Source organism: Ralstonia sp. Ralssp110 (assembly GCF_047325135.1).
In the GTDB taxonomy this organism is placed as follows: Bacteria; Pseudomonadota; Gammaproteobacteria; order Burkholderiales; family Burkholderiaceae; genus Ralstonia; species Ralstonia mojiangensis.
In genome coordinates this window covers 520,640-540,666 of sequence record NZ_CP168610.1, presented here as the reverse complement: position 1 = coordinate 540,666, position 20,027 = coordinate 520,640, and the positions used below count along the sequence as shown (strand labels likewise).

13 protein-coding genes are annotated in these 20,027 nt (G+C 65.0%); 9 read left to right on the top strand and 4 right to left on the bottom strand.

The annotated features are described in order from the left end of the window. Positions 1-91: 91 nt before the first annotated feature. Positions 92-682 carry a histone H1-like DNA-binding protein gene (locus ACEN9T_RS11210; RefSeq protein WP_092972400.1) on the bottom strand — a complete coding sequence of 197 codons (591 nt, stop codon included), beginning with the start codon at positions 680-682 and terminating at the stop codon, positions 92-94. 1,740 nt (positions 683-2,422) lie between these two features. Between ACEN9T_RS11210 and ACEN9T_RS11205 the strand changes: the two genes are divergently transcribed. From ACEN9T_RS11205 to ACEN9T_RS11180, 6 genes are all read left to right on the top strand, one after another. Next, positions 2,423-3,220: a collagen-like triple helix repeat-containing protein gene (locus tag ACEN9T_RS11205; RefSeq protein WP_413707742.1), complete on the top strand. Its 798-nt coding sequence runs from the start codon at positions 2,423-2,425 to the stop codon at positions 3,218-3,220. A 132-nt stretch (positions 3,221-3,352) separates the two neighbouring features. Beyond that, a complete protein-coding gene (locus ACEN9T_RS11200; protein ID WP_092972395.1) occupies positions 3,353-4,465 on the top strand; it encodes a collagen-like triple helix repeat-containing protein in 1,113 nt (370 codons plus the stop codon). A 66-nt stretch (positions 4,466-4,531) separates the two neighbouring features. Further along, the gene (locus tag ACEN9T_RS11195; RefSeq protein WP_092972394.1) at positions 4,532-4,987 is read left to right on the top strand and encodes a DUF2147 domain-containing protein; all 456 of its coding nucleotides are present in this window, start codon (positions 4,532-4,534) and stop codon (positions 4,985-4,987) included. 205 nt (positions 4,988-5,192) lie between these two features. Next, positions 5,193-6,740 carry a methyl-accepting chemotaxis protein gene (locus ACEN9T_RS11190; protein ID WP_413707741.1) on the top strand — a complete coding sequence of 516 codons (1,548 nt, stop codon included), beginning with the start codon at positions 5,193-5,195 and terminating at the stop codon, positions 6,738-6,740. 118 nt (positions 6,741-6,858) lie between these two features. Next, positions 6,859-8,202: a peroxidase gene (locus tag ACEN9T_RS11185; RefSeq protein WP_092972392.1), complete on the top strand. Its 1,344-nt coding sequence runs from the start codon at positions 6,859-6,861 to the stop codon at positions 8,200-8,202. A 121-nt stretch (positions 8,203-8,323) separates the two neighbouring features. Then, positions 8,324-9,220, top strand: coding sequence for an EamA family transporter (locus tag ACEN9T_RS11180; protein WP_175537138.1), 897 nt, complete (start codon positions 8,324-8,326; stop codon positions 9,218-9,220). Here ACEN9T_RS11180 and ACEN9T_RS11175 read toward each other — a convergent pair. The 3 genes from ACEN9T_RS11175 to ACEN9T_RS11165 all read right to left on the bottom strand — a co-directional run bounded on the left by ACEN9T_RS11175 (position 9,217) and on the right by ACEN9T_RS11165 (position 14,753). Then, positions 9,217-10,299, bottom strand: coding sequence for a M14 family metallopeptidase (locus ACEN9T_RS11175; RefSeq protein WP_413707740.1), 1,083 nt, complete (start codon positions 10,297-10,299; stop codon positions 9,217-9,219). The genes ACEN9T_RS11180 and ACEN9T_RS11175 overlap by 4 nt on opposite strands. A 153-nt stretch (positions 10,300-10,452) precedes the next feature. Then, positions 10,453-11,664 (bottom strand): ribonucleotide-diphosphate reductase subunit beta, encoded by a 1,212-nt coding sequence (locus tag ACEN9T_RS11170; protein WP_045204795.1) that lies wholly within the window; start codon positions 11,662-11,664, stop codon positions 10,453-10,455. A gap of 116 nt (positions 11,665-11,780) precedes the next feature. Beyond that, positions 11,781-14,753 carry a ribonucleoside-diphosphate reductase subunit alpha gene (locus tag ACEN9T_RS11165; protein ID WP_413707739.1) on the bottom strand — a complete coding sequence of 991 codons (2,973 nt, stop codon included), beginning with the start codon at positions 14,751-14,753 and terminating at the stop codon, positions 11,781-11,783. A gap of 646 nt (positions 14,754-15,399) precedes the next feature. Here ACEN9T_RS11165 and ACEN9T_RS11160 point away from each other — a divergent pair. Genes ACEN9T_RS11160 through ACEN9T_RS11150 form a run of 3 tightly spaced genes read left to right on the top strand, consistent with a single transcriptional unit; the run spans position 15,400 to position 19,851 of the window. Then, a complete protein-coding gene (locus tag ACEN9T_RS11160) occupies positions 15,400-17,430 on the top strand; it encodes an alkaline phosphatase family protein (RefSeq protein ID WP_413707738.1) in 2,031 nt (676 codons plus the stop codon). Between the two features lie 30 nt (positions 17,431-17,460). Then, the gene (locus ACEN9T_RS11155) at positions 17,461-17,655 is read left to right on the top strand and encodes a hypothetical protein (protein ID WP_092972387.1); all 195 of its coding nucleotides are present in this window, start codon (positions 17,461-17,463) and stop codon (positions 17,653-17,655) included. Between the two features lie 36 nt (positions 17,656-17,691). Beyond that, complete coding sequence (locus ACEN9T_RS11150) at positions 17,692-19,851, top strand: phosphocholine-specific phospholipase C (protein WP_413707737.1); 2,160 nt, start codon at positions 17,692-17,694, stop codon at positions 19,849-19,851. Positions 19,852-20,027 lie beyond the last annotated feature (176 nt).

Below are 20,027 nucleotides of genomic sequence, written 5' to 3'. Positions count from 1 at the left end.
AGGTCTTGCGGACCGGATACGCAGTATCCGATCAGGTGGGCGCGACTTGCGCGCCGCTGTGGCCCCGGAGGATCACCGTTGTAAGAATGGCTTACGGACGGTTGCCGGTCGGGAACGGCCATGCCGCAGCCGGGTTCAGCGCGGTCTTGGCAGCAGGTGCAGCAGGTGCAGCGGCCGGAGCAGCAGCGGGCTTGGCAACAGCCTTCTTCGCGGGGGCCTTCTTCGCAGCAGGCTTGGCAGCAGCCTTCTTCGCAGCCGGGGCCTTCTTGGCGGCAGCCTTCTTCGCAGCAGGCTTAGCAGCAGCCTTCTTCGCGGCCGGAGCCTTCTTGGCGGCAGCCTTCTTCGCAGCAGGCTTAGCTGCAGCCTTCTTCGCAGCCGGAGCCTTCTTGGCTGCGACCTTCTTCACTGCAGCTTTCTTGGCCGGAGCCTTCTTGGCTGCAACCTTCTTCACTGCAGCTTTCTTGGCCGGGGCCTTCTTGGCTGCAACCTTCTTCACTGCGGCCTTCTTGGCGGGTGCCTTCTTGGCAGCGACCTTCTTAGCTGCAACCTTCTTGGCCGGAGCCTTCTTAGCGGCCGGAGCGGCCTTCTTCGCAGCAGCCTTCTTGGCGGCCGGAGCCTTCTTTGCAGCGGCCTTCTTGGCCGGGGCCTTGGCGGCCGGTTTCTTCTTAGCAGCAGTTGCCATGGGAAACTCCTTCAAGATTGGGTATCGAACTATCGAGATTGAGCAACCCGACCGGTCCGATCCCACGATGCATTGGCATCGCCAGACCAACCGAGCGAGCGATTCATCGGCGCACCACCCAACGGCAGTCGCACGCTAATGAATTCGGTAGGAAGATCTGCGCCTTGCGCGGCAAACACACGCAGCAAGTTGCACGCCTCGGTCGCGCGCACAAGCGCAACCGCAGTCGGCCAGACAGATTGCATCCGGCGAGTCTTCATCAATTGAGAGGACCGGGGCATCGTGGCCACACCGGTCGAAATCTGATCTTGCGCGAATCGCTGCGTGGACCGCAAAGCCGCGTGCAGCGTGACTTTGCGGACAGCGAAAAACTGGAGAGCGCGCGTTTTCTTTTGGGGGTAGTACGCCCATCCCGACGGGGGGATCGCAGAGACGGCACCGAGTTCGAACAGCCCTGTCGGCGTGGCGTGCATCAAAGTGGTTACGCTCCTCGACTACCTTTCACTTGCCGCTTGGAACTTCATCGTCGTTGATCGCGCGAAGCTTCCTTGCATCGAAGTCAACGTCTTGTCAAGGCGAATCATAATTCGTTTGCGCGGTGATGTTAAGAGATTTATGCAAAAAGCGCGGCGAGTTTTGGTGAAGGATTGCGCTGCGTCTGTGCGTCGCTGCGATTCGCATCGCGCATGCGCGCAGATCGCTGTCGCGAATGCGCATTTTCTTGCGTCGTGACATCACGTTGCGACGTTGCTCCACGTTGACACACGCGTCCCGCAAACCCAGTGTTCATGCTGGTTTACAGCAACACACGATGTTGTTCACGCATGCATCGTGAACGCGCGCACGCGGCTCGTGCGCATTCGGCAGCGTCGTGCGCGACGACGTGCGAGCTGCGCGATGCGCGTCGAAAAAAAACGATGCGTAGATGCGACAACGCGCGCGAATTTTTCGCACTCAACACGTCCATACGCGTGCGATCGGTGCGATCGACGCGTGCATATCGACGTGCGGAGCATGTAGATCGACGCTGCTGACACATCGCGCTCACCTTCGATCGGCACCGCGCGATGTCGATGCGATTGCGAAGACCAACTGCATGCGTGCAGCACCCGCAAATCGCGTGCCGCGCATCCGATGCGCGAGGTCGCTGCGATGGGCCGAAGCATCGACGCGTGCATGAGCGCGACATCGATCCGCGCACGCGGGATGGATGCCGATGCATGCGACGCTGACATCGGATCGTGACGATGCTGAACTGCGTGCGCGCATGGCCTCGACAGCGCGGCCCGCACGACGCTCATCCGAGCGTCGATCGCGGGAAAACCCTGCTCAGCAACCGCTGAAAACTTCACGCAATCGCGTTTGAAACGACGCTGTTTTACGACGATAGAAGGATTGTTCTACGGCAATCTAGAGGCCAATTTTGCTGCGGGGTTGTTGCCCGAAGAATGGCGTGCCGTGGCGTTTTATTCGGAATCATGTTCGCGAATTGCTGCAACCGCATATCCGGGTGTCAGGTTGGCGCTGATTGTCATGCCATTCGGTTTCACTTCACGATCCGCTCACCACATGAGCACGACATCGATCGCGCGGTGTGGCACGGACCAGCGCGTGGCCCGTGACAAGACAGGGAGGTCGTCGCCAACCCCACAGCCGGGCGACGACAAACCCGACGAGCAAAGAGCGCAAGACAGAAGGGGTCCAACACAAGCGTTCTGTTCTGAGTAGTGGAGGCACAAGATGCGCGATCGAGCGTTCTTGTCGAAATCGAATCCGCCGAAGCGCGGAGTGTTCCTGCAGTGCGTGCTGGCGACGGCATCGCTCGCCATGCTGGCGGGCTGCGCGAATTCGGGCAGCGGCGACATGGGTACGTCGCTGGGCGGCGGTAGCGATTCGCAATCCAAGCCGGCGATCACTGCATCGACCTCGCCCACGTGGTCGAACGACAACAGCAGCAATGCAACGGGTAGCACCGGATCGACCGGCAGCACGCCCATCGCGACGCTGACCGGCCCTGTCGAGCAGGTGACGACCACCACCATCACCGCCATCGTGCCGCTCACCAGCACGCTGACTTCCGCCACGCAAACGCTGGGCGCCACCACGGGCCTGGGCGCACCAGTGAGCAACGTGCTGGCGACGCTGGGCAGCGCGCTCGGCAGCGAGGGCCGCACGATCACGACGGCCGGCAAGGGTGATGCGCTGGTGTCGACGTTGGGCAACACGGTCGGTGCGCTCGGTTCGCTCACCACCGGGTTGTCGACGATGGTCTCGCCAGCGGCGCCGTCTGCCGCGAGTGGTACGCCGGGCAGTGCGCTGACCGGTGCACTCGGTGGTGCGCTGTCGCCGGTCACGACGGCAGTCGGTTCGCTCACGGCGGGATTGCCGGGTGCGGGTGCGCTCGGCTCGGTTGGCGCGGTCAGCAGTAGCGGTACCGCCACGACCGGTCCGCTGGGGGGATTGGGCAGCGTCGGCACAACGTTGGGCGGATTGGTTGGCGGTGTGCTGTCGGGTGTGACATCCGGCGTGCATCACTAGCCACTGCTCTGTAGAACTTTCTTTGCATTCGACAGCAAACGCAGGCGGATGCTACCCGCTGGACGCCAGATGCGCGTTCTTCTGACCCGGCGGTGACACGCGGTACGGGCCGCGCTTACAAGGAGACTCACCATGAAAATTCAGAACCCGCTCCACACTTCTTCTTCCGCTTCGTTGTCCGCCGTTGCGGCATCGCGCACGCTGTTGGCAGCGGCCGCTGTGGCCGTGCTGACGCTGGCCGGTTGCGCTTCGGGTGGCAATCCGAACGGTGATACGACGCCCTCGTCGTCGGCCAACAACGACCCAGGTGCAGTGCCGGTCGGCAACGTGGCCGGAGGTGGCGGCAACGTGGTCACGCAGACGGGCAAGACCGTCAGCGACCTTGGCACGACGATCGGCACGGCGTCGGTGCCCGTCATCGGCGGCACGGCGGCGCAGAAGGATCTGGGTGCGACAGTCACGTCTGCCGGCAATACGGTCCAAACATTGGGCGGCGGCATCAGCAATGGGCTCGGCAAGATCGGCTCGACGCCCGACCCGGTCGGCACCACGGTGCAAAGCTCGGGTGACGTGATCCGCTCCGCCGGGGTGACGGTCGGCAACGCTGGGCAGACCGTCTCGGATCTGGGTGCCGCCGGCAGCCCGCTGGCGCCGCTGAATCCGGTGACGTCGCCGGTGGGCAGCGGTGTGTCTGCACTGGGTCAGGTGATGCAGGGTGCTGGCGGGCTCGTCACGATTGGCACGTCGAGTGGCCCGGTGCAACAGATCACGCAGCAGACCAGCAACGCGATCGTGCCGCTGTCGTCGCAGGTGGTGAAGGGCACGCAGACGGTCGGCAGCACAACGATGCTCGGTGGCCCGCTGGCCGGTGCGCTCAACACGGTTGGCGGCGGTCTGCAGAGCGCTGGGGCACAAGTCGGCGCGGCTGGCGGCAACCCGCTCACGGCTGACGTGGGCGGTGTGGTCGGCGCCGTCGGGGGCACGGTGGCCAGCGCCGGTGGCCTGGTCAATGGCGGTAGCGGCGGCTCGACGAATCCGCTGGCACCGATCACGGGCGCGCTCGGTGGCGGCCTCGGCGGCGGCAGCAATCCGCTGGCGCCGGTCACGAGCGCACTGAGCGGCGCAGCCGGTAGCGGCAACCCGCTCGCCCCGATCACGAATGCGCTGGGTGGCGTCACGAACGCCGCCGGCACCTCCGGCAGCAATCCGCTGTCACCCCTGACCGGTGCGTTGAGCGCGCATTGATCCCTGCGCCGACATCATCGATCAGCCCTCACCGATTCTTTTGACTGACAACAAGGAGACTCCACGATGAAACATACCCCCCACTCTCTCGCGCGCCTGGCTAGCGCACTGGCCCTCGCACTGGCAGCCGGCAGCGCTTTCGCGCAAGCCAGCCCCGCCGGCACCTGGAAGACCATCGACGACAACACGGGCAAACAGAAAGGCGAAGTGACGATTGTCGATAACGGCGGCACGTTCTCGGGCAAGGTCAGCAAGATCCTCGTGCCTGGCGACGAGAACAAGACCTGCACCAAGTGCACGGACGACCGCAAGGACCAGCCGATCAAGGGCCTGACGATCCTGACGGGCCTGAAGCCGAACGGCAACAACAACTGGGATGGCGGCCAGATCCTGGACCCGGAAAACGGCAAGGTCTACAGCGCCAAGATGTCGCTGTCGGAAGACGGTCAGAAACTGAATGTGCGCGGCTTCCTGGGCATCAGCCTGCTGGGCCGTACGCAGACCTGGATTCGCGAGCAATGATCGACCGCCGATAGCGAAACCTCCCAACGCGCGGCGGTGCCCCTCCTTGTGGGTGGGCGCCGTCTCTTCGGGCGCCGGTGCAAGCCGGCGCCTTCTTTTTGCGGAAATCCGCACACTGCGCGCGCGGTATATCCACTAAAGAAGGCCACTCCCTCGCCGTTACACCGTTGCGGAGTCGTCAAACAATAAGTGGAGAAAACGCGACATGCGACAGTGGACACTCAAAGCAAAGCTGCGCCTGGCGCTCGCCCTGATGTGGCTGGGGCTGATTGGCGTTGGCATCTGGAGCGCGATGGAGACCCGCGCGACCATGCTCGACGAACGCAAGGTCGGGCTGCAAAACCTGGTGGACGCCGCCGAAGGCATCGCCAAGCTGTATCACGGCCGCGCACAAGCCCGCGCCATGAGCGAAGCCGATGCCAAGAAAGCCGCGCTGTTGGCGCTCGCGTCGATGCGCTTTGGCTCGACCGGCTATCTGTTCGTGGTCGATTCACAGTTCATCCTGCTGATGCATCCGACGCTGGCCGACATGGTCGGCAAGAGCACCGCAGGCTTCAAGGACCCGACCGGCAAACCGGTCTACCCGACCATCGTCAACGCCGCCAAAGACAAGGGCTTCGGCTTTGCCGAATACCAAGGCCGCTTGCCCGGCAGCGAGACTGCATTGCCGAAGATCGGCTACGTGAAGCACTTTGCGCCCTGGGACTGGAACATCTCCAGCGCCGTTTTTCTGCAGGAAGTGGATGCGGCGTATCGCCATTCGCTCATCTCCAACCTGATCGTCATTCTGCTGGTGGGCGGCGCGGTGTCGCTGGCCATGTCGCTCATCATCCGCAACGTGCAGCGCGGGCTCGGCGGTGAGCCCAGCTACGCCACCGAGGTCGCACGCCGCATTGCCGGTGGCGACCTGGCCGTGCACGTGCAAACCCGCACCGACGACCGCGACAGCATGCTGGTCGCCATGGCGCAGATGCAGCAGCAACTGACCGGCACCATCAGCCATATCAAGACATCAGCGGACTCGATCGCGAGTGCCACCAAGCAGATCGCAGCCGGCAACGCCGATCTGTCGCAGCGCACGGAAGAGCAGGCTTCGTCGCTGGAAGAAACCGCGTCGAGCATGGAAGAGCTGACGAGCATCGTGCGTCAGAACGCCGACAACGCGCGCCAGGCGAGCACACTGGCCGTCAACGCGTCGGACATCGCGGCCAAGGGCGGCGAGGTGGTCGGCCGTGTGATCGACACCATGGCGGGCATCAACGAAAGCAGCAAGAAGATTGCCGACATCATCGGCGTGATCGAAGGCATCGCGTTCCAGACGAACATCCTGGCGCTCAATGCCGCGGTCGAGGCCGCGCGCGCAGGCGAACAGGGCCGCGGCTTCGCCGTGGTGGCCGGTGAGGTGCGCAACCTGGCGCAAAGCTCGGCTGGGGCGGCCAAGGAGATCAAGGAACTCATCGGCGATTCGGTTGGCCGCGTAGAAAACGGCACCACGCTGGTGGCCGAGGCGGGCAGCGTGATCGACGAGGTGGTGATCGCCGTCAAGCGCGTGACCGACATCATGGGCGAGATCAGCTCGGCCTCCGAAGAGCAAAGCTCGGGCATCGAGCAGGTGAACCAAGCCGTGAGCCAGATGGACGAGGTGACGCAGCAGAACGCCGCGCTGGTCGAGCAGGCCGCGGCCACTGCGCTGTCGCTTGAAGAACAGGCACAGGTGCTGCGCGACGCGGTGGCGTCGTTCCGCACCGTCTGATCGCCGAAATTTCATGCGCTATTCCCCAACGAGGGGAGGGGCGCCGCGCCGTTCTCTGGTGTGTCGCATGGTGCTATGCTGCGCGCCAGAGAGTTGACAAAACAAAGTTGGAATAGCCATGCCCGAGCGCAACCGGCCGCCATTGAGGGGCCCTTTTGGCGCGATTGCCGGGTCGACCACCAGCGTCTATGCCGCAGCAGGAGACACTGCAGGCGACGCCCATGAGCCGATGTCCGGCGGCCGCTCCAGTGCCGTGCGCGATGTCGCTGCACAGGATCTGGCCAGCGACACCGCGCTGTGGCGCTTTGCGCTGGCCGCAGAGCACGGCGGCCGCGCGCCCCACCCCGACGCCGCCTTGCGCGACGATCTTTCCGTCCTGCGCATCCTGCGCCACGCCGATGGCCTGCGCCTGCTCAGGCAAGGATTGCGAAGTGCGTTCCCGGGTGCGGCCCTGCGCCTGACCACCTTCTGGCCCGAAGAGCAGCCGCACGCCTACCCGGCCCGCGCCGAAGCCCGTCCGGCGGAATTCGGCGATCTGCTCGTGCTGCTGCGCCTGCGCGGCGCGGTGCCCACGCTCGATTGCCGCGCACTGTTTCTCACCAGCCGCCGCATCGACCAGCCCGACGATGCGCTCGACAAGCACCACGCGCTGCCGCAGATCAACCTGTATGAAGGCTGGCCCGACTTCAACGTCTATGCGCGTTCGCCGATCAAGTCGCGCAACGCAACCTTCCTGGGCAAGTTCGACCTGTCGGCCGAGCTGGACCCGCTACGCCGCGTTGGCCGCGACCAGCGCCAGTGGCGCTACCTGACGCCCTGCACGGGCCTGCAGCAGTACGCGCAATGGCCTGGCGCACGGCCGGCCTCGCCGCTGCAATGGCGCTGGCCCTCGGGTGCGCAAGCTGGCGGCGCACGGCCCAGTTCCGGTTCGTTCACCGGCCTGCTGCGCCAGCTCGCTCGCCCGGAAGGCCCCGGCGAAGATTGCTCCGCCGGCACCGACGTGCCGACCTGGGGCCGCCTCATCAACAAGCTGCTGGACCACAGCTGGGAAGTCGCCCCGAGCCACGCGCTCAAGAGCGGGAATATCAGCTCGCTGGCGTTCTGGACGCGGCTGCGCGGCTTCCTGACGGCGGAATACCTGCTCGGCTCGCACTCGTTGCAGAAGGGCTTTGGCGCGTCGTTGCAGTTCGAGATGGCCAACGGCCTGCAGGACATCGCCCGCGACGACTGGACGGCCACCACCGGCTTCGATCCCGAAGACCTCGACGTGCCAGGTGTGCGCGGCACGCTGCAGCGCATCGCGGCATCCAAACTGGCCGTCTTTGGCATGAGCGCCGAAGACCCGGCACCGCTCGCCGCCCCGCGCCCGCAGCGCGGTGTGACCCCGCGCCCCGACGGCGAACGCGAAGGCCAGCGCGTGTTGCTGATCGACGTGATCCGCCCCAGCGCTGCCGCCCTGTAAGTTCGTCAATTCGATAAAAAGCGACGCCCGCGCCGCCGAGAACGCAACGATTTCTCAGCGGCGCGCGGCTATGCTGTGGCGTTGCCCTGCCGCGCTTTCTGCCGTCCCTCCGCTGTCGCTCATGTCTTCCGCTGCTTCCGCCTCCAACGCTTCCACGACGACGACCTCCCCCTGGATGCCCATCCTTGCACTGATGGGTTCGATGGCCTCCGTCTGCCTCGGCAACTCGTTCGCCAAGACGCTGTTTCCGGTGCTGGGCGCTGCAGGCACCGTTACGTATCGCGTGACGATTGGCGCGGTGATCCTGCTGGCGTTCTGGCGGCCGTGGCGCCTGCACCTGAGTCGCGCCGATGCCGGCCGCATCGCGCTGTACGGCGTCACGCTGGCGAGTATGAACCTGCTGTTCTACCTGTCGCTGCAGCGGTTGCCGATCGGCATTGCGATCGCCATCGAATTCACGGGCCCGCTGGTGCTGGCCGTGCTGCTGTCGCGCCGCGCGCTGGATTTCGTGTGGATCGGGCTGGCCGTGGTCGGCCTGCTGATGCTGACGGTGGCCGACAAGTCGGTCGGTCAGGTTGACCATCTGGGCGCGGTGTATGCACTGGCCGCCGGCGTGTGCTGGGCGCTCTACATCCTGACGGGCAAGAACCTCGGTGGCCTGCATGCGGGCCAGGCGACGTCGATCGGCATGCTGGTCGGTGCGCTGTTTGCGATTCCATTTGGCGTGGCGCAGGCGGGGTCGGCGCTGCTTGCGCCATCGCTCATTCTGGCGGGACTGGGCATCGGCCTGCTGTCCAGCGCGATCCCGTATTCGCTCGAGATGGTGGCGCTCAAACACCTGCCGGGCAAGACGTTTTCCGTGTTGCTGAGCCTGGAGCCGGCCATCGGCGCGCTGGCCGGGGCGATCGTGCTGCACGAACAGCTGACGGGGCGCCAGTGGGTTGCAATCCTGGCCATCATCGCCGCGTCGGCGGGGTGCGCGCTGACGGTGCGGGCGCCCAAGCCCGTCCAAAGCTAGCCGGAAAACCGCGCCACGGCTTGCAATACAGCCATGCGCGTCTGCGCGTAGACCATCCCCTTCCATTCCGGCACGTCGCAATAAAACGCATCACGCAGTGCCTGGCGGATGCCGGCGCGCTGCCCAGCGCCCTGCTCCGGATGGCGATGCAGCCAATGATCGGCGCGCAGCGCCTGCAGCACCGCCAACGGTGCGAGCGTGCCGAACTCCAGCGTCACGCAGGTCTTCTCGACGCCGGGCAGCAGTTCGTAGGCGACGCCCACCAGATCGCCCTTGACGACTGACGAGACCGAACCCGCTGCCGCAATCGGCCGGACATCGGCGCCCCAGGTGCGCATGGCGCGCTCCAGTTCGGCTGGATCGGGGCTGTTGAAAATCTTCTCACCGTGGCCGTAGTGGCCGAGCCCGGTATGCAGGTCGATCCACACCAGGCGGGACATGCCGGCCGCATGTCGCGACACGATCCCGCGCATCTGCAGCGTGCTCCAGCACGGCGCGCTGCCGCCGTAGAACATGCCGTCCGGCACGCGGTACTGGCCACTCGTTGCGGCGTCTTGGAGGGCTTTCTCGCCGCGGGTGACCATGTAGTGCTGCAACGCTGCCTGATCCGCCTGGCTGGGCGGCCACGTGCGCGGCAGCAAAAGCGGATCGACGTCCAGATAGGCAGGGTTGGCGGAAGCGGCCTCGGTGAAGTCGACACTGTTGCGGTTCAGGTCAACGTTGTCTTCATTCACGCGCCGCAGGTGCGCAAACCCATACGGATTGACCGCGTGCACCAGCAGCAGCGAGACCTTGCCAGCGGCCAGCCTCGCGAAGAGTTCGTCGTCTTGCAGCAAGCCGGTCTGGCAACCGGAGCCGCAGAACCCCTCCACGCCATGGACGCCGGAGGTGACGATCAGCAGCGCTTCAGCCTGCGCGGGCGCAAGCAGTGCGGTGTCGATGGAAAGCTGCTCGCCGGATGGCCCGACCGCATCCGGATGCAGATGACGCTCGATGCGGAGCCCCCGGGCCTGCGCAGCGGCGAGGAACTTGCCGCGGGCTTCATCGTAGGTCTGCGAGAAGAAAGCTTCGACCGTCATGGCGGGAATCCGGGTGCAGTGGTTGCCGCAGCCTGCCACGCCTGACAGGTGCGGCGCAATCGCACGCACGTAAATCGATCGCCCCAAATGCAAACAGGCGACGCGTGGTGCGTCGCCTGTTTGCGTTGATGCGGGTCGAGCCCGTGGCTCAGATCACTCCCAGGACAGCGCGCCGCCGGTCTGGTACTCGATCACGCGCGTCTCGAAGAAGTTGCGCTCCTTCTTCAGGTCGATCATCTCGCTCATCCACGGGAACGGGTTTTCCTCGTTCGGGAACAGCGCGTCCAGGCCGATCTGCTGGCAGCGACGGTTGCAGATGAAGCGCAGGTAGCCCTTGAACATCGGCGCGTTCAGGCCCAGCACGCCGCGCGGCATGGTGTCTTCTGCGTAGCGGTATTCTAGGTCGACAGCCTTCTTGAACAGCTCCGTGATCTCAGCCTTGAACTCGGCCGTCCACAGGTGCGGGTTCTCCAGCTTGATCTGGTTGATCAGGTCGATACCGAAATTGCAGTGCAGCGACTCGTCACGCAGGATGTACTGGTACTGCTCGGCAGCGCCGGTCATCTTGTTCTGGCGGCCCATCGCCAGGATCTGCGTGAAGCCGACGTAGAAGAACAGGCCTTCCATGATGCAGGCGAAGACGATGAGCGACTTCAGCAGCTTCTGGTCGTTCTCAGGCGTGCCGGTCTTGAACGACGGATCGGTCAGCGTGTCGATGAACGGGATCAGGAACTCGTCCTTGTCGCGGATCGACTGCACTTCGTGATACGCGTTGAAGATCTCGGCCTCGTTCAGGCCCAGCGATTCAACGATGTACTGATACGCGTGCGTGTGGATCGCCTCTTCAAACGCCTGGCGCAGCAGGTACTGGCGGCATTCCGGTGCGGTGATCTGGCGGTATGTGCCCAGCACGATGTTGTTGGCGGCCAGCGAGTCGGCCGTCACGAAAAAGCCCAGGTTGCGCTTGATGATGCGGCGCTCGTCTTCGGTCAAACCGTTCGGGTCTTTCCACGTCGCGATGTCGCGCGACATGTTGATTTCCTGCGGCATCCAGTGGTTCGCGCAACCGGCGAGGTACTTTTCCCAGGCCCACTTGTACTTGAACGGCACCAGCTGGTTGACGTCGGTCGCGCCATTGATGACGCGCTTGTCGGCGGCATTCACACGGCGGTTGCTCTGTGCGGCAGCGGCGTTTGGGTTATTGCCGAGAATGCCCGTGCCAACGGCAGCAGCCGTGGCCGACGGAGGCAGCACGCCGCCCTGGTCAGCGGTGGCCGTTTGCAGTTGCGGTTGCGGTTGATACACCGGCTGCGGTGCAGCCGAAGGTTGTGCGGCAGGTTTGACGTCGTCGTCCCAGCTCAGCATATGTGTTTCTCCTAATTCTTTGCTCGTCGCTCCCGCTCTTTCGGAGCGCGAGTCCAGTGTCGTTCAGGTCACGGCGCCCCCGCTTGCGCGGGAGCAACCTCAGACACTGTTTTGACTTATTGGCAGGCTTCGCATTCCTCGAAACCGGGGTCGCCCGGGCGCATCGTGCACACGGCGCCTTCAGCTTCCGGCATGGCCTGCGCAGTGGCAGCAGCGGCGTCCAGTGCGCTGGTCGGTGCGGCCGAAGTCACGCCGGATGCGCCTGCAGCCGACACACCACCCACATCGCTACCCGACGACACCGCATTGAGCGTGCCGCGCGACACGGTCGACTTCTCGACGTGCGTGGCGCCGATCGTGCGCAGGTAATACGTGGTCTTCAGGCCACGCAGCCACGCCAGCTTGTATGTGTCGTCCAGCTTCTTGCCCGACGCGCCGGCCATGTAGATGTTCAGCGACTGCGCCTGGTCGATCCACTTCTGGCGGCGCGATGCCGCTTCCACCAGCCACGTCGGCTCCACCTCGAAGGCCGTTGCATACAGGTCGCGCAGGTCTTGCGGGATGCGGTCGATGCGGGCCAGCGAGCCGTCGAAGTACTTCAGGTCGGCGACCATCACTTCGTCCCACAGGCCGCGTGCCTTCAGGTCGCGCACCAGGTAGTCGTTGACCACCGTGAATTCGCCCGACAGGTTCGACTTGACGTACAGGTTCTGGTACGTCGGCTCGATACAGGCCGACACGCCGATGATGTTGGAGATCGTTGCCGTCGGGGCGATCGCCACGCAGTTCGAGTTGCGCATGCCGAACTGCTTGATGCGGCCGCGCAGGCTGTCCCAGTCCATCGTCGACGACATGTCGGTTTCCAGGTAGCCGCCACGCTCTTCGGCCAGCAGCTTGAGCGAGTCTTGCGGCAGGATGCCGCGATCCCACAGCGAGCCCTTGTAGCTGCTGTAGCGGCCACGCTCTTCGGCCAGCTCGGTCGACGCCCAGTAGGCGTAGTAGCACACGGCTTCCATCGAGGTATCGGCAAACTGCACCGCTGCATCGCTGGCGTACGGCACACGCAGCACGTGCAGCGCGTCCTGGAAGCCCATGATGCCCATGCCGACCGGACGGTGACGCAGGTTCGAATCACGTGCCTTCTTGACCGCGTAGTAGTTGATGTCGATCACGTTGTCGAGCATGCGCATGGCCGTGCGCACGGTCTTCTTCAGTTTCTCGTGATCGAGCACCACGCTGCCGTCCGCCTGCTTGACCAGGTGGGCGACCAGGTTGACCGAACCCAGGTTGCACACGGCGATTTCGCTGTCGTTCGTGTTCAGCGTGATTTCCGTGCACAGGTTGGAGCTGTGCACCACACCCACGTGCTGCTGCGGGCTGCGGATGTTGCACGGATCCTTGAACGTGATCCACGGGTGGCCGGTTTCGAACAGCATGCCCAGCATCTTGCGCCACAGTTGCAGCGCCGGCATCTTCTTGAAGAGCTTGATCTCGCCGCGCGCGACCTTGTCTTCATAGGCCAGGTAGGCCTGCTCGAATGCCTTGCCAACCTTGTCGTGCAGGTCCGGGCAGGTGGACGGCGAGAACAGCGTCCACTCGCCACCTTCCATCACACGCTTCATGAACAGGTCCGGAATCCAGTTGGCCGTGTTCATGTCGTGCGTGCGGCGGCGGTCGTCGCCGGTGTTCTTGCGCAGTTCCAGGAATTCTTCGATGTCCAGGTGCCACGTTTCCAGGTACGCGCAGACAGCGCCCTTACGCTTGCCGCCCTGGTTCACGGCCACGGCCGTATCGTTGACCACCTTCAGGAACGGCACCACGCCTTGGCTCTTGCCGTTCGTGCCCTTGATGTGCGAGCCGAGCGCACGCACGTTGGTCCAGTCGTTGCCCAGGCCGCCGGCAAACTTGGAGAGCAGCGCGTTTTCCTTCAGTGCCTCGTAAATGCCATCCAGATCATCCGACACGGTGGTCAGGTAGCACGACGAGAGCTGCGAACGGCGCGTGCCCGAGTTGAACAGCGTCGGCGTGCTCGACATGAAGTCGAACGACGACAGCAGCTGGTAGAACTCGATGGCGCGGGCTTCACGGTCGATTTCGTTCAGCGCTAGGCCCATCGCCACGCGCATGAAGAATGCCTGCGGCATCTCGATGCGGGTTTCGTTGATGTGCAGGAAGTAGCGGTCGTACAGCGTCTGCAGGCCGAGGTAGTTGAACTGGAAGTCGCGCGAGGCGTCCAGCGCCGCGCCCAGGCGCGCCAGGTCGAACTGCGCCAGCTTGTCGTCGAGCAGCTCGGCGTTGATGCCGCGCTTGATGAACTGCGGGAAGTAGTCGACGTAACGCGCGCCCATTTCGGCTTGCGTGACTTCTTCGCCGAGGATTTCGCGACGGATCGTGTGCATCAGGATGCGCGCCGTGACCTGGCTGTACGCCGGGTCCTTTTCGATCAGAGTACGCGAGGCCAGGATGGCCGAGTCGTACACCTGCGTCATCGGCACGCCTTCATACAGGTTCTTGACCGTTTCCTTGAGGATCGGCTCCGGGTCCACCGCTTCGCCCAGACCTTCGCAGGCCGAGACGATCACGTTGCGCAGCGCCGCCATGTCCAGCGGGCGGGTGATGCCGCCGTCGGTCACGTTCAGGCCGATGAAGGCCGGTTGCTGCTGGGTTTCGCCGGCTTGCGCGCGCTCCTGGGCGCGGCGCTCACGGTACAGCACGTAGGCGCGGGCCACGTCGTGCTCGCCCGAGCGCATCAGGGCCAGTTCCACCTGGTCCTGCACGTCTTCGATATGGAACGTGCCGCCGTTCGGGCGGCTGCGCAGCAGTGCACGCACCACGTTCTGCGTTTGTTGGTCGACCAGCTCGCGCACACGCGCGGAAGCAGCACCCTGCCCGCCATTCACGGCGAGGAAGGCCTTGGTCATGGCCACGGCGATCTTCGAAGGCTCGAAGCTGACCACGGCGCCGTTGCGGCGGATGATCTTGTAGTCCGCGTAGCCAGTGCTGGGGGCAGCGGCCGTGCCGCCAGTGCTTTGCGCAAATTGGGAGGGGTTGGCGGTGCCGGAGTGGATTTCTGGTTGGGCCGTCTGCATGTGGACTCCTGTTGAACCGTTCGTTTTATTGGCGCGCCGGGGGTGAAGCACCCTGGGCGAATCCTTGCGCTACGCGGAGAAATGAGACGGAAAAGACCCCTGCCTTTCCTCAGCCCCCAAGCGCCGGCTCGACCTGCCGTACGCCCGCCCCCGCGTGGCGCTGAAATAAGAATCCCGGAAAGCGACCACTACATCTAGTGCCCAACTCCGGGATTGACGCTAAGTATAGTGGCCCAATCGAATTTGCCTAGACTTGACAGGTGGGGGCAGAGGGCTATTTTTCACCCGCAAATGCGGTGCCGCAAACCCGCTACGCCAGTCTGCACAAAGGGTCGGCGGGACTGGCGTGCGGCGTCGCAATGACCGTCTCTTCAGAATAATTCTTTCTATCGACGCCGCAAGTTCAATAGACGTCACCTCATCCACGGTAGGGGCATGTGTGCGGTGCACTGCACCGGTGCACGCCTACCGCCCCCGGGGCCTTTTTCGACATTCCACCCGCTCAAGAAATCCGAATAGCGGCATCAGCATTCTTGCCGCGGCTGTCACTTGAGCGACAGGCCCCCACCCTACGCTTCGGTCGCATTGCAGGGAGCGCAATCACAGCGGCAACACATCGCTGCGTACAACGACCGAGGAAATCGACATGGCTTGGAATCACCCCGCGCGCCGCCTGCTGACGGCCGCGCTGAGCACCACCGTCGCCACGACGCTGGCGACCGCATTGACCGCATGCGGCGGTAGCGACAGCAGCCCCATCGCCAACCAGGGCAGCACGGACGCGCCCACCACCAGCGCCAGCAAGAAAGTGCTGGTGGTCGGCGTAGACGGTGCCACCTATGCGCAGGTGCAGAGCGCGCTCCTGCAGCGCAGCCTGCCGAACCTGGGCGCCCTGGCGGTGATGCCGGCTTCGACGGGCGGCACGCTGGGCACCACCACCGCCCAGCCGCCGCTGGACACGCCAAGCTGGGCCACCGTGCTGACCGGCACTTGGCAGAACCGCCACAGCGTGACGGATGACACCGTCACCACCTTGGCCGCCCCGAGTGTCTTCAGCTATGCGCGCAGCGCAGCCAAGGCGGCCGGCACCACGCAACGGCTCGGCGCCGCCGTCAGCTCGGCCACGCTGCCAGCGCTGCTCAAGGCGGATCAGCAAGCCGGCAATCTCGACACGCTCGTCGATTGCGCCCAGGTGGACACCTGCGTGACGCAGAACAGCGTGAAGCTGGTGCAGTCGGGTTACGACGTCGTCTTCGCGCAATACACAGCGCCGGCAGCCGCCGCGCTGGCCTCGGGCCTGCAAAGCGATGCGTACGCGGCTGCGCTGGCCAACGTCGATCAGGCGCTGGGCACGTTGCAAGCCGCCATCGCCCAGCGCCGCACCGCCAACCCGAACGAAGACTGGCTCGTTGTCGTCACCACCAGCCACGGCCTGGACGCCACAGGCGCCACCACGTCGGCGCCGACGCTGGAAAACCGCACCGCGTTCATCGCGCTGAACAAGAGCGTCAATCCGGTGCTCGGCAAGAACGGCATGGCCGCGCCCACGTCGGAAGCCACGCTGGCGGCCCTGCCGAGCGAGGCTGACATCGTGCCGACCGTGCTGGCGCAATTGAACGCCGCCGTGCCGGCTACCGCCCACAAGTTGGATGGTGCGGCGCTCACCGCCAACGCGATCGGCGTGCGCAACGTCCAGAGCACTGTGGGCGCGTACAGCGCATCGCTGGTGCTGAACTGGCAAAACCCGACAGCAGCGAGCGGCCCCATCACCGTGCTGCGCGACGGCAAGCAGGTCGCCACACTGCCCGCCACGGCCACGCAGTTCACCGACAGCAACATCGCCACCGCAAGCGGCATCTACCGCATCAACTACACGCTGGTGCGCAACAACGTGCCGGTGTCGATGCTTGCGCAGATCGCCTACGTTGCGCCGACGCCGCTGGCGACGTCGCTCACCAACGGCCTGGCCACGTATTACAGCTTCGATCCGCTGCCGCCCTCCGACCGCAAAGCCAGTTCGACGATCGGCCCCTGGGTGGCCGGCACCGACGGCGGCTCCGCAACGGCCGATCCGTTTGGCGGCACGGCCCTCTCGGTCGATTCGCGCATCGACGCCTACAAGCTCACGCAGAACGGCGCCGACATCGCGCTAAGTCAGCAATTCACCATCGGCTTCTGGTTCAAGTCGGATTGCACACAGGGCAATGGCACCGGCGAGCCGATCCTCGCCAACAAGGATTACTACTCCGGCTCCAATGCGGGCATCGCCATCGGATTGTGGGGCGGCTGCGAAGTGCGCTTCAACCTGGGCAGCGGCGGCAAGCGCGACGACATCCAGGGCATGAAGTTCAGCGCCAACCAGTGGGCGTATCTCGCCCTATCGGTCGACACGCAGGCCAAGCGCTTCAGCGCTTACATCCTCGACCCGGTGCTCGGCGTGCAGAAGGTGGAAGACAAGGCCATCGCCAATACCGACGTCACCAAGCTCAATGGCCTGGCCACCAAGGTCTGGGGCCTGAACGACGACGCCACGCACAACTACGTGCCCAACAACCCGGGCTCGCTCAAGGGCGTGATGGCCTACGACGACCTCGCCATGTGGACGCGCCGGCTGACGCTGGACGAACTCAAGACGATCAACGGCTCGCACCAGCCGCTGTCGACGCTGAACCCCTGATCCCCTCCCCCAACCCAAACGAGACCGCTCATGAAGCCTTTCATCAACCCTCTCGCGCGGCCGCACTGGCTGGCCGCCGTGCTGCTGTGCGCCGCCACCTTGTCGTTGTCGGCCTGCGGCGGCGATTCGAACGACGGCACGCCGAGCACTGGCCCCGGCGCCGCCCAGCCCGATCAACCCGGCCAGCCGCCGGCCAACAAGCCGACCCTGCACTGCGCTCCGTAACGCGCGGCTTCCCATCGACTTGCGTTTGAGACCGACATGACTTCCGACACGAACCACGCCAACAACGGCAGCCGCCGCAACTTCCTCAAGATGGCCAGCACGGGCGCGATTTCCGCCGCTGCGCTCGCCGCCTTCCCGCCGTCGATCCGCCGTGCGCTGGCGATTCCCGCCAACAACGCCACCGGCACGATGCGTGACGTTGAACACGTGGTGATCCTGATGCAGGAGAACCGCTCGTTCGACAACTACTTCGGCACGCTGCAAGGTGTGCGCGGCTTTGGCGACCGCTTCCCCATCCCGCTGGCCGGCGGGCTGAACGTCTGGCAGCAGACCTACGTGCCAAGCGGCGGGCCGAGCCGCACGGTGCTGCCGTATTACCTCGACAGCAGCGCCGGCAACGCGCAGCGCGTCTCGGGCACGCCGCACAGCTACCCCGATGCTCAAAACGCATGGGACCTCGGCCGCATGAGCAAGTGGCCGACCTACAAGCAGACGCAGTCGATGGGCTACTACAAGCAGGCCGAGCTGGACTTCCAGTTCGCGCTGGCCAACGCCTTCACGCTGTGCGATGCGTACCACTGCTCGTTCCACGGCGGCACCAACACCAACCGCCTGTTCCACTGGACGGGCACGAACGACCCGACCGGCGCTGCGGGCGGCCCGGTCATCGACAACAGCGGCGACCACCTCGACGCCGGCGTCACGTACAACTGGACGACCTACCCCGAGCGCCTGCAAACGGCCGGCGTGTCGTGGAAGGTCTACCAGAACATGCCGGACAACTTCACCGACAACCCGCTCGCCGGCTTCAAGGCGTACCGCGACGCCAACGCCGCGCGCGGCAACCTGGCCGACGGCAGCCCGTTCCCGCCGTACACACCGGCCGACGAGACCGTCAGCCCGCTCATCAAAGGTGTCGGCAACACCATGCCCGACGGCGGATTCCTGCAAGCGCTGAAGGACGACATCGCCGCGGGCCTTCTGCCGCAGGTGTCGTGGATCGTGGCACCGGCCACGTATTCCGAGCACCCCGGTCCGTCGAGCCCCGTGCAGGGCGCGTGGTACACGCAGGAAGTGCTCAACGCACTCACCGCCAACCCGGCCGTGTGGAGCAAGACCGTGCTGTTCATCAACTTCGATGAAAACGACGGCTTCTTCGACCACGCGCCGCCGCCCGCAGCCCCCGCCTATGACAACGGCGTGCTGGCCGGCAAATCGACGGTCAGCACGGCCGGCGAATACCACACGGACCAACACCCCTATGGCCCCGGCCCGCGCGTGCCGATGTACATCGTTTCGCCGTGGAGCCGCGGCGGCTGGGTCAACTCGCAGGCGTTCGACCACACCTCGGTGCTGCGCTTCCTGGAGCTGCGCTTCAACGTCAAGGAGCCGAACATCAGTGCATACCGTCGCGCGGTGCTGGGCGACCTGACCAGCGCCTTCAACTTCGTCAACCCGAACAACGAGACGCTGCCGACGCTGCCCAGCCGCGACAAGGCAACGGCCGACTCCATCCGCACCGCGCAAGGATTGAAGCCGCAGGTGCCCCTGCCCTCCGTTACGGCGCAGCAGATGCCGACACAAGCCACCGGCACCCGCCCCTCGCGCGCGCTGCCGTACGAGCTGCACGTCAGCGCGCGCGAAGACGCCACCAACCGCGCGCTGCGCCTGATCTTCAGCAACACCGGCACGGCCGCCGCCGTCTTCCACGTGTACGACCGCCTGCATCTGGACCGCGTGCCGCGCCGCTATGCGGTCGAGCCCGGCAAGATGCTCGACGATGCGTGGGACGTGTTCACCGCCGACAAGGGCAAGTACGACCTGTGGGTGCTCGGCCCCAACGGCTTCCACCGCGCGTTCTCGGGCGATGTAAGTGCCGTGTCGGCAGCGGGTTCGAGCGCGCCGGAAATCCGCGTGTGCTACGACCTGGCCAACGCCGAGGTCTACGTCACGATGATGAACACCGGCACCGCTGGCTGCACCTTCACCGTCAAACCCAACGCCTACCGCACCGACGGCCCGTGGACGTTCGACATCCCGGCCGGCAAGCAGCTCGACCAGCACTGGCCGATCGCGCGCCAGGGCAACTGGTACGACTTTACGGTGACGGTGCCGCAAGGCGGCTTCACGCGGCGCTTTGCCGGTCGCATGGAAACGGGCAAGGACGGCGTGTCCGACCCGGCGATGGGGACCTGAGGCAGCGCGCTGAAGTAGAAAGATCGACAGGGGAAAACGCGGGCGGCCTTCGAAAGGAGGCTGCCCGCTTGCGTTTCGTCGTCCGCAGGGAGTGACTTGCGGCGTGCCGGCGTTGAAGGGTCGAACGCCACGGTTTCACCCCCGACGCTTGAGCCTCTCATCGTGACGTTCGAGAC

Bases quoted from the DNA above. Each gene is read 5' to 3' on its own strand.
- ACEN9T_RS11175 (WP_413707740.1), bottom strand. From the start codon at position 10,299: ATGACGGTCGAAGCTTTCTTCTCGCAGACCTACGATGAAGCCCGCGGC.
- ACEN9T_RS11180 (WP_175537138.1), top strand. From the start codon at position 8,324: ATGTCTTCCGCTGCTTCCGCCTCCAACGCTTCCACGACGACGACCTCC.
- ACEN9T_RS11160 (WP_413707738.1), top strand. From the start codon at position 15,400: ATGGCTTGGAATCACCCCGCGCGCCGCCTGCTGACGGCCGCGCTGAGC.
- ACEN9T_RS11155 (WP_092972387.1), top strand. From the start codon at position 17,461: ATGAAGCCTTTCATCAACCCTCTCGCGCGGCCGCACTGGCTGGCCGCC.
- ACEN9T_RS11150 (WP_413707737.1), top strand. From the start codon at position 17,692: ATGACTTCCGACACGAACCACGCCAACAACGGCAGCCGCCGCAACTTC.
- ACEN9T_RS11210 (WP_092972400.1), bottom strand. From the start codon at position 682: ATGGCAACTGCTGCTAAGAAGAAACCGGCCGCCAAGGCCCCGGCCAAG.
- ACEN9T_RS11185 (WP_092972392.1), top strand. From the start codon at position 6,859: ATGCCCGAGCGCAACCGGCCGCCATTGAGGGGCCCTTTTGGCGCGATT.
- ACEN9T_RS11195 (WP_092972394.1), top strand. From the start codon at position 4,532: ATGAAACATACCCCCCACTCTCTCGCGCGCCTGGCTAGCGCACTGGCC.
- ACEN9T_RS11200 (WP_092972395.1), top strand. From the start codon at position 3,353: ATGAAAATTCAGAACCCGCTCCACACTTCTTCTTCCGCTTCGTTGTCC.
- ACEN9T_RS11205 (WP_413707742.1), top strand. From the start codon at position 2,423: ATGCGCGATCGAGCGTTCTTGTCGAAATCGAATCCGCCGAAGCGCGGA.
- ACEN9T_RS11170 (WP_045204795.1), bottom strand. From the start codon at position 11,664: ATGCTGAGCTGGGACGACGACGTCAAACCTGCCGCACAACCTTCGGCT.
- ACEN9T_RS11190 (WP_413707741.1), top strand. From the start codon at position 5,193: ATGCGACAGTGGACACTCAAAGCAAAGCTGCGCCTGGCGCTCGCCCTG.
- ACEN9T_RS11165 (WP_413707739.1), bottom strand. From the start codon at position 14,753: ATGCAGACGGCCCAACCAGAAATCCACTCCGGCACCGCCAACCCCTCC.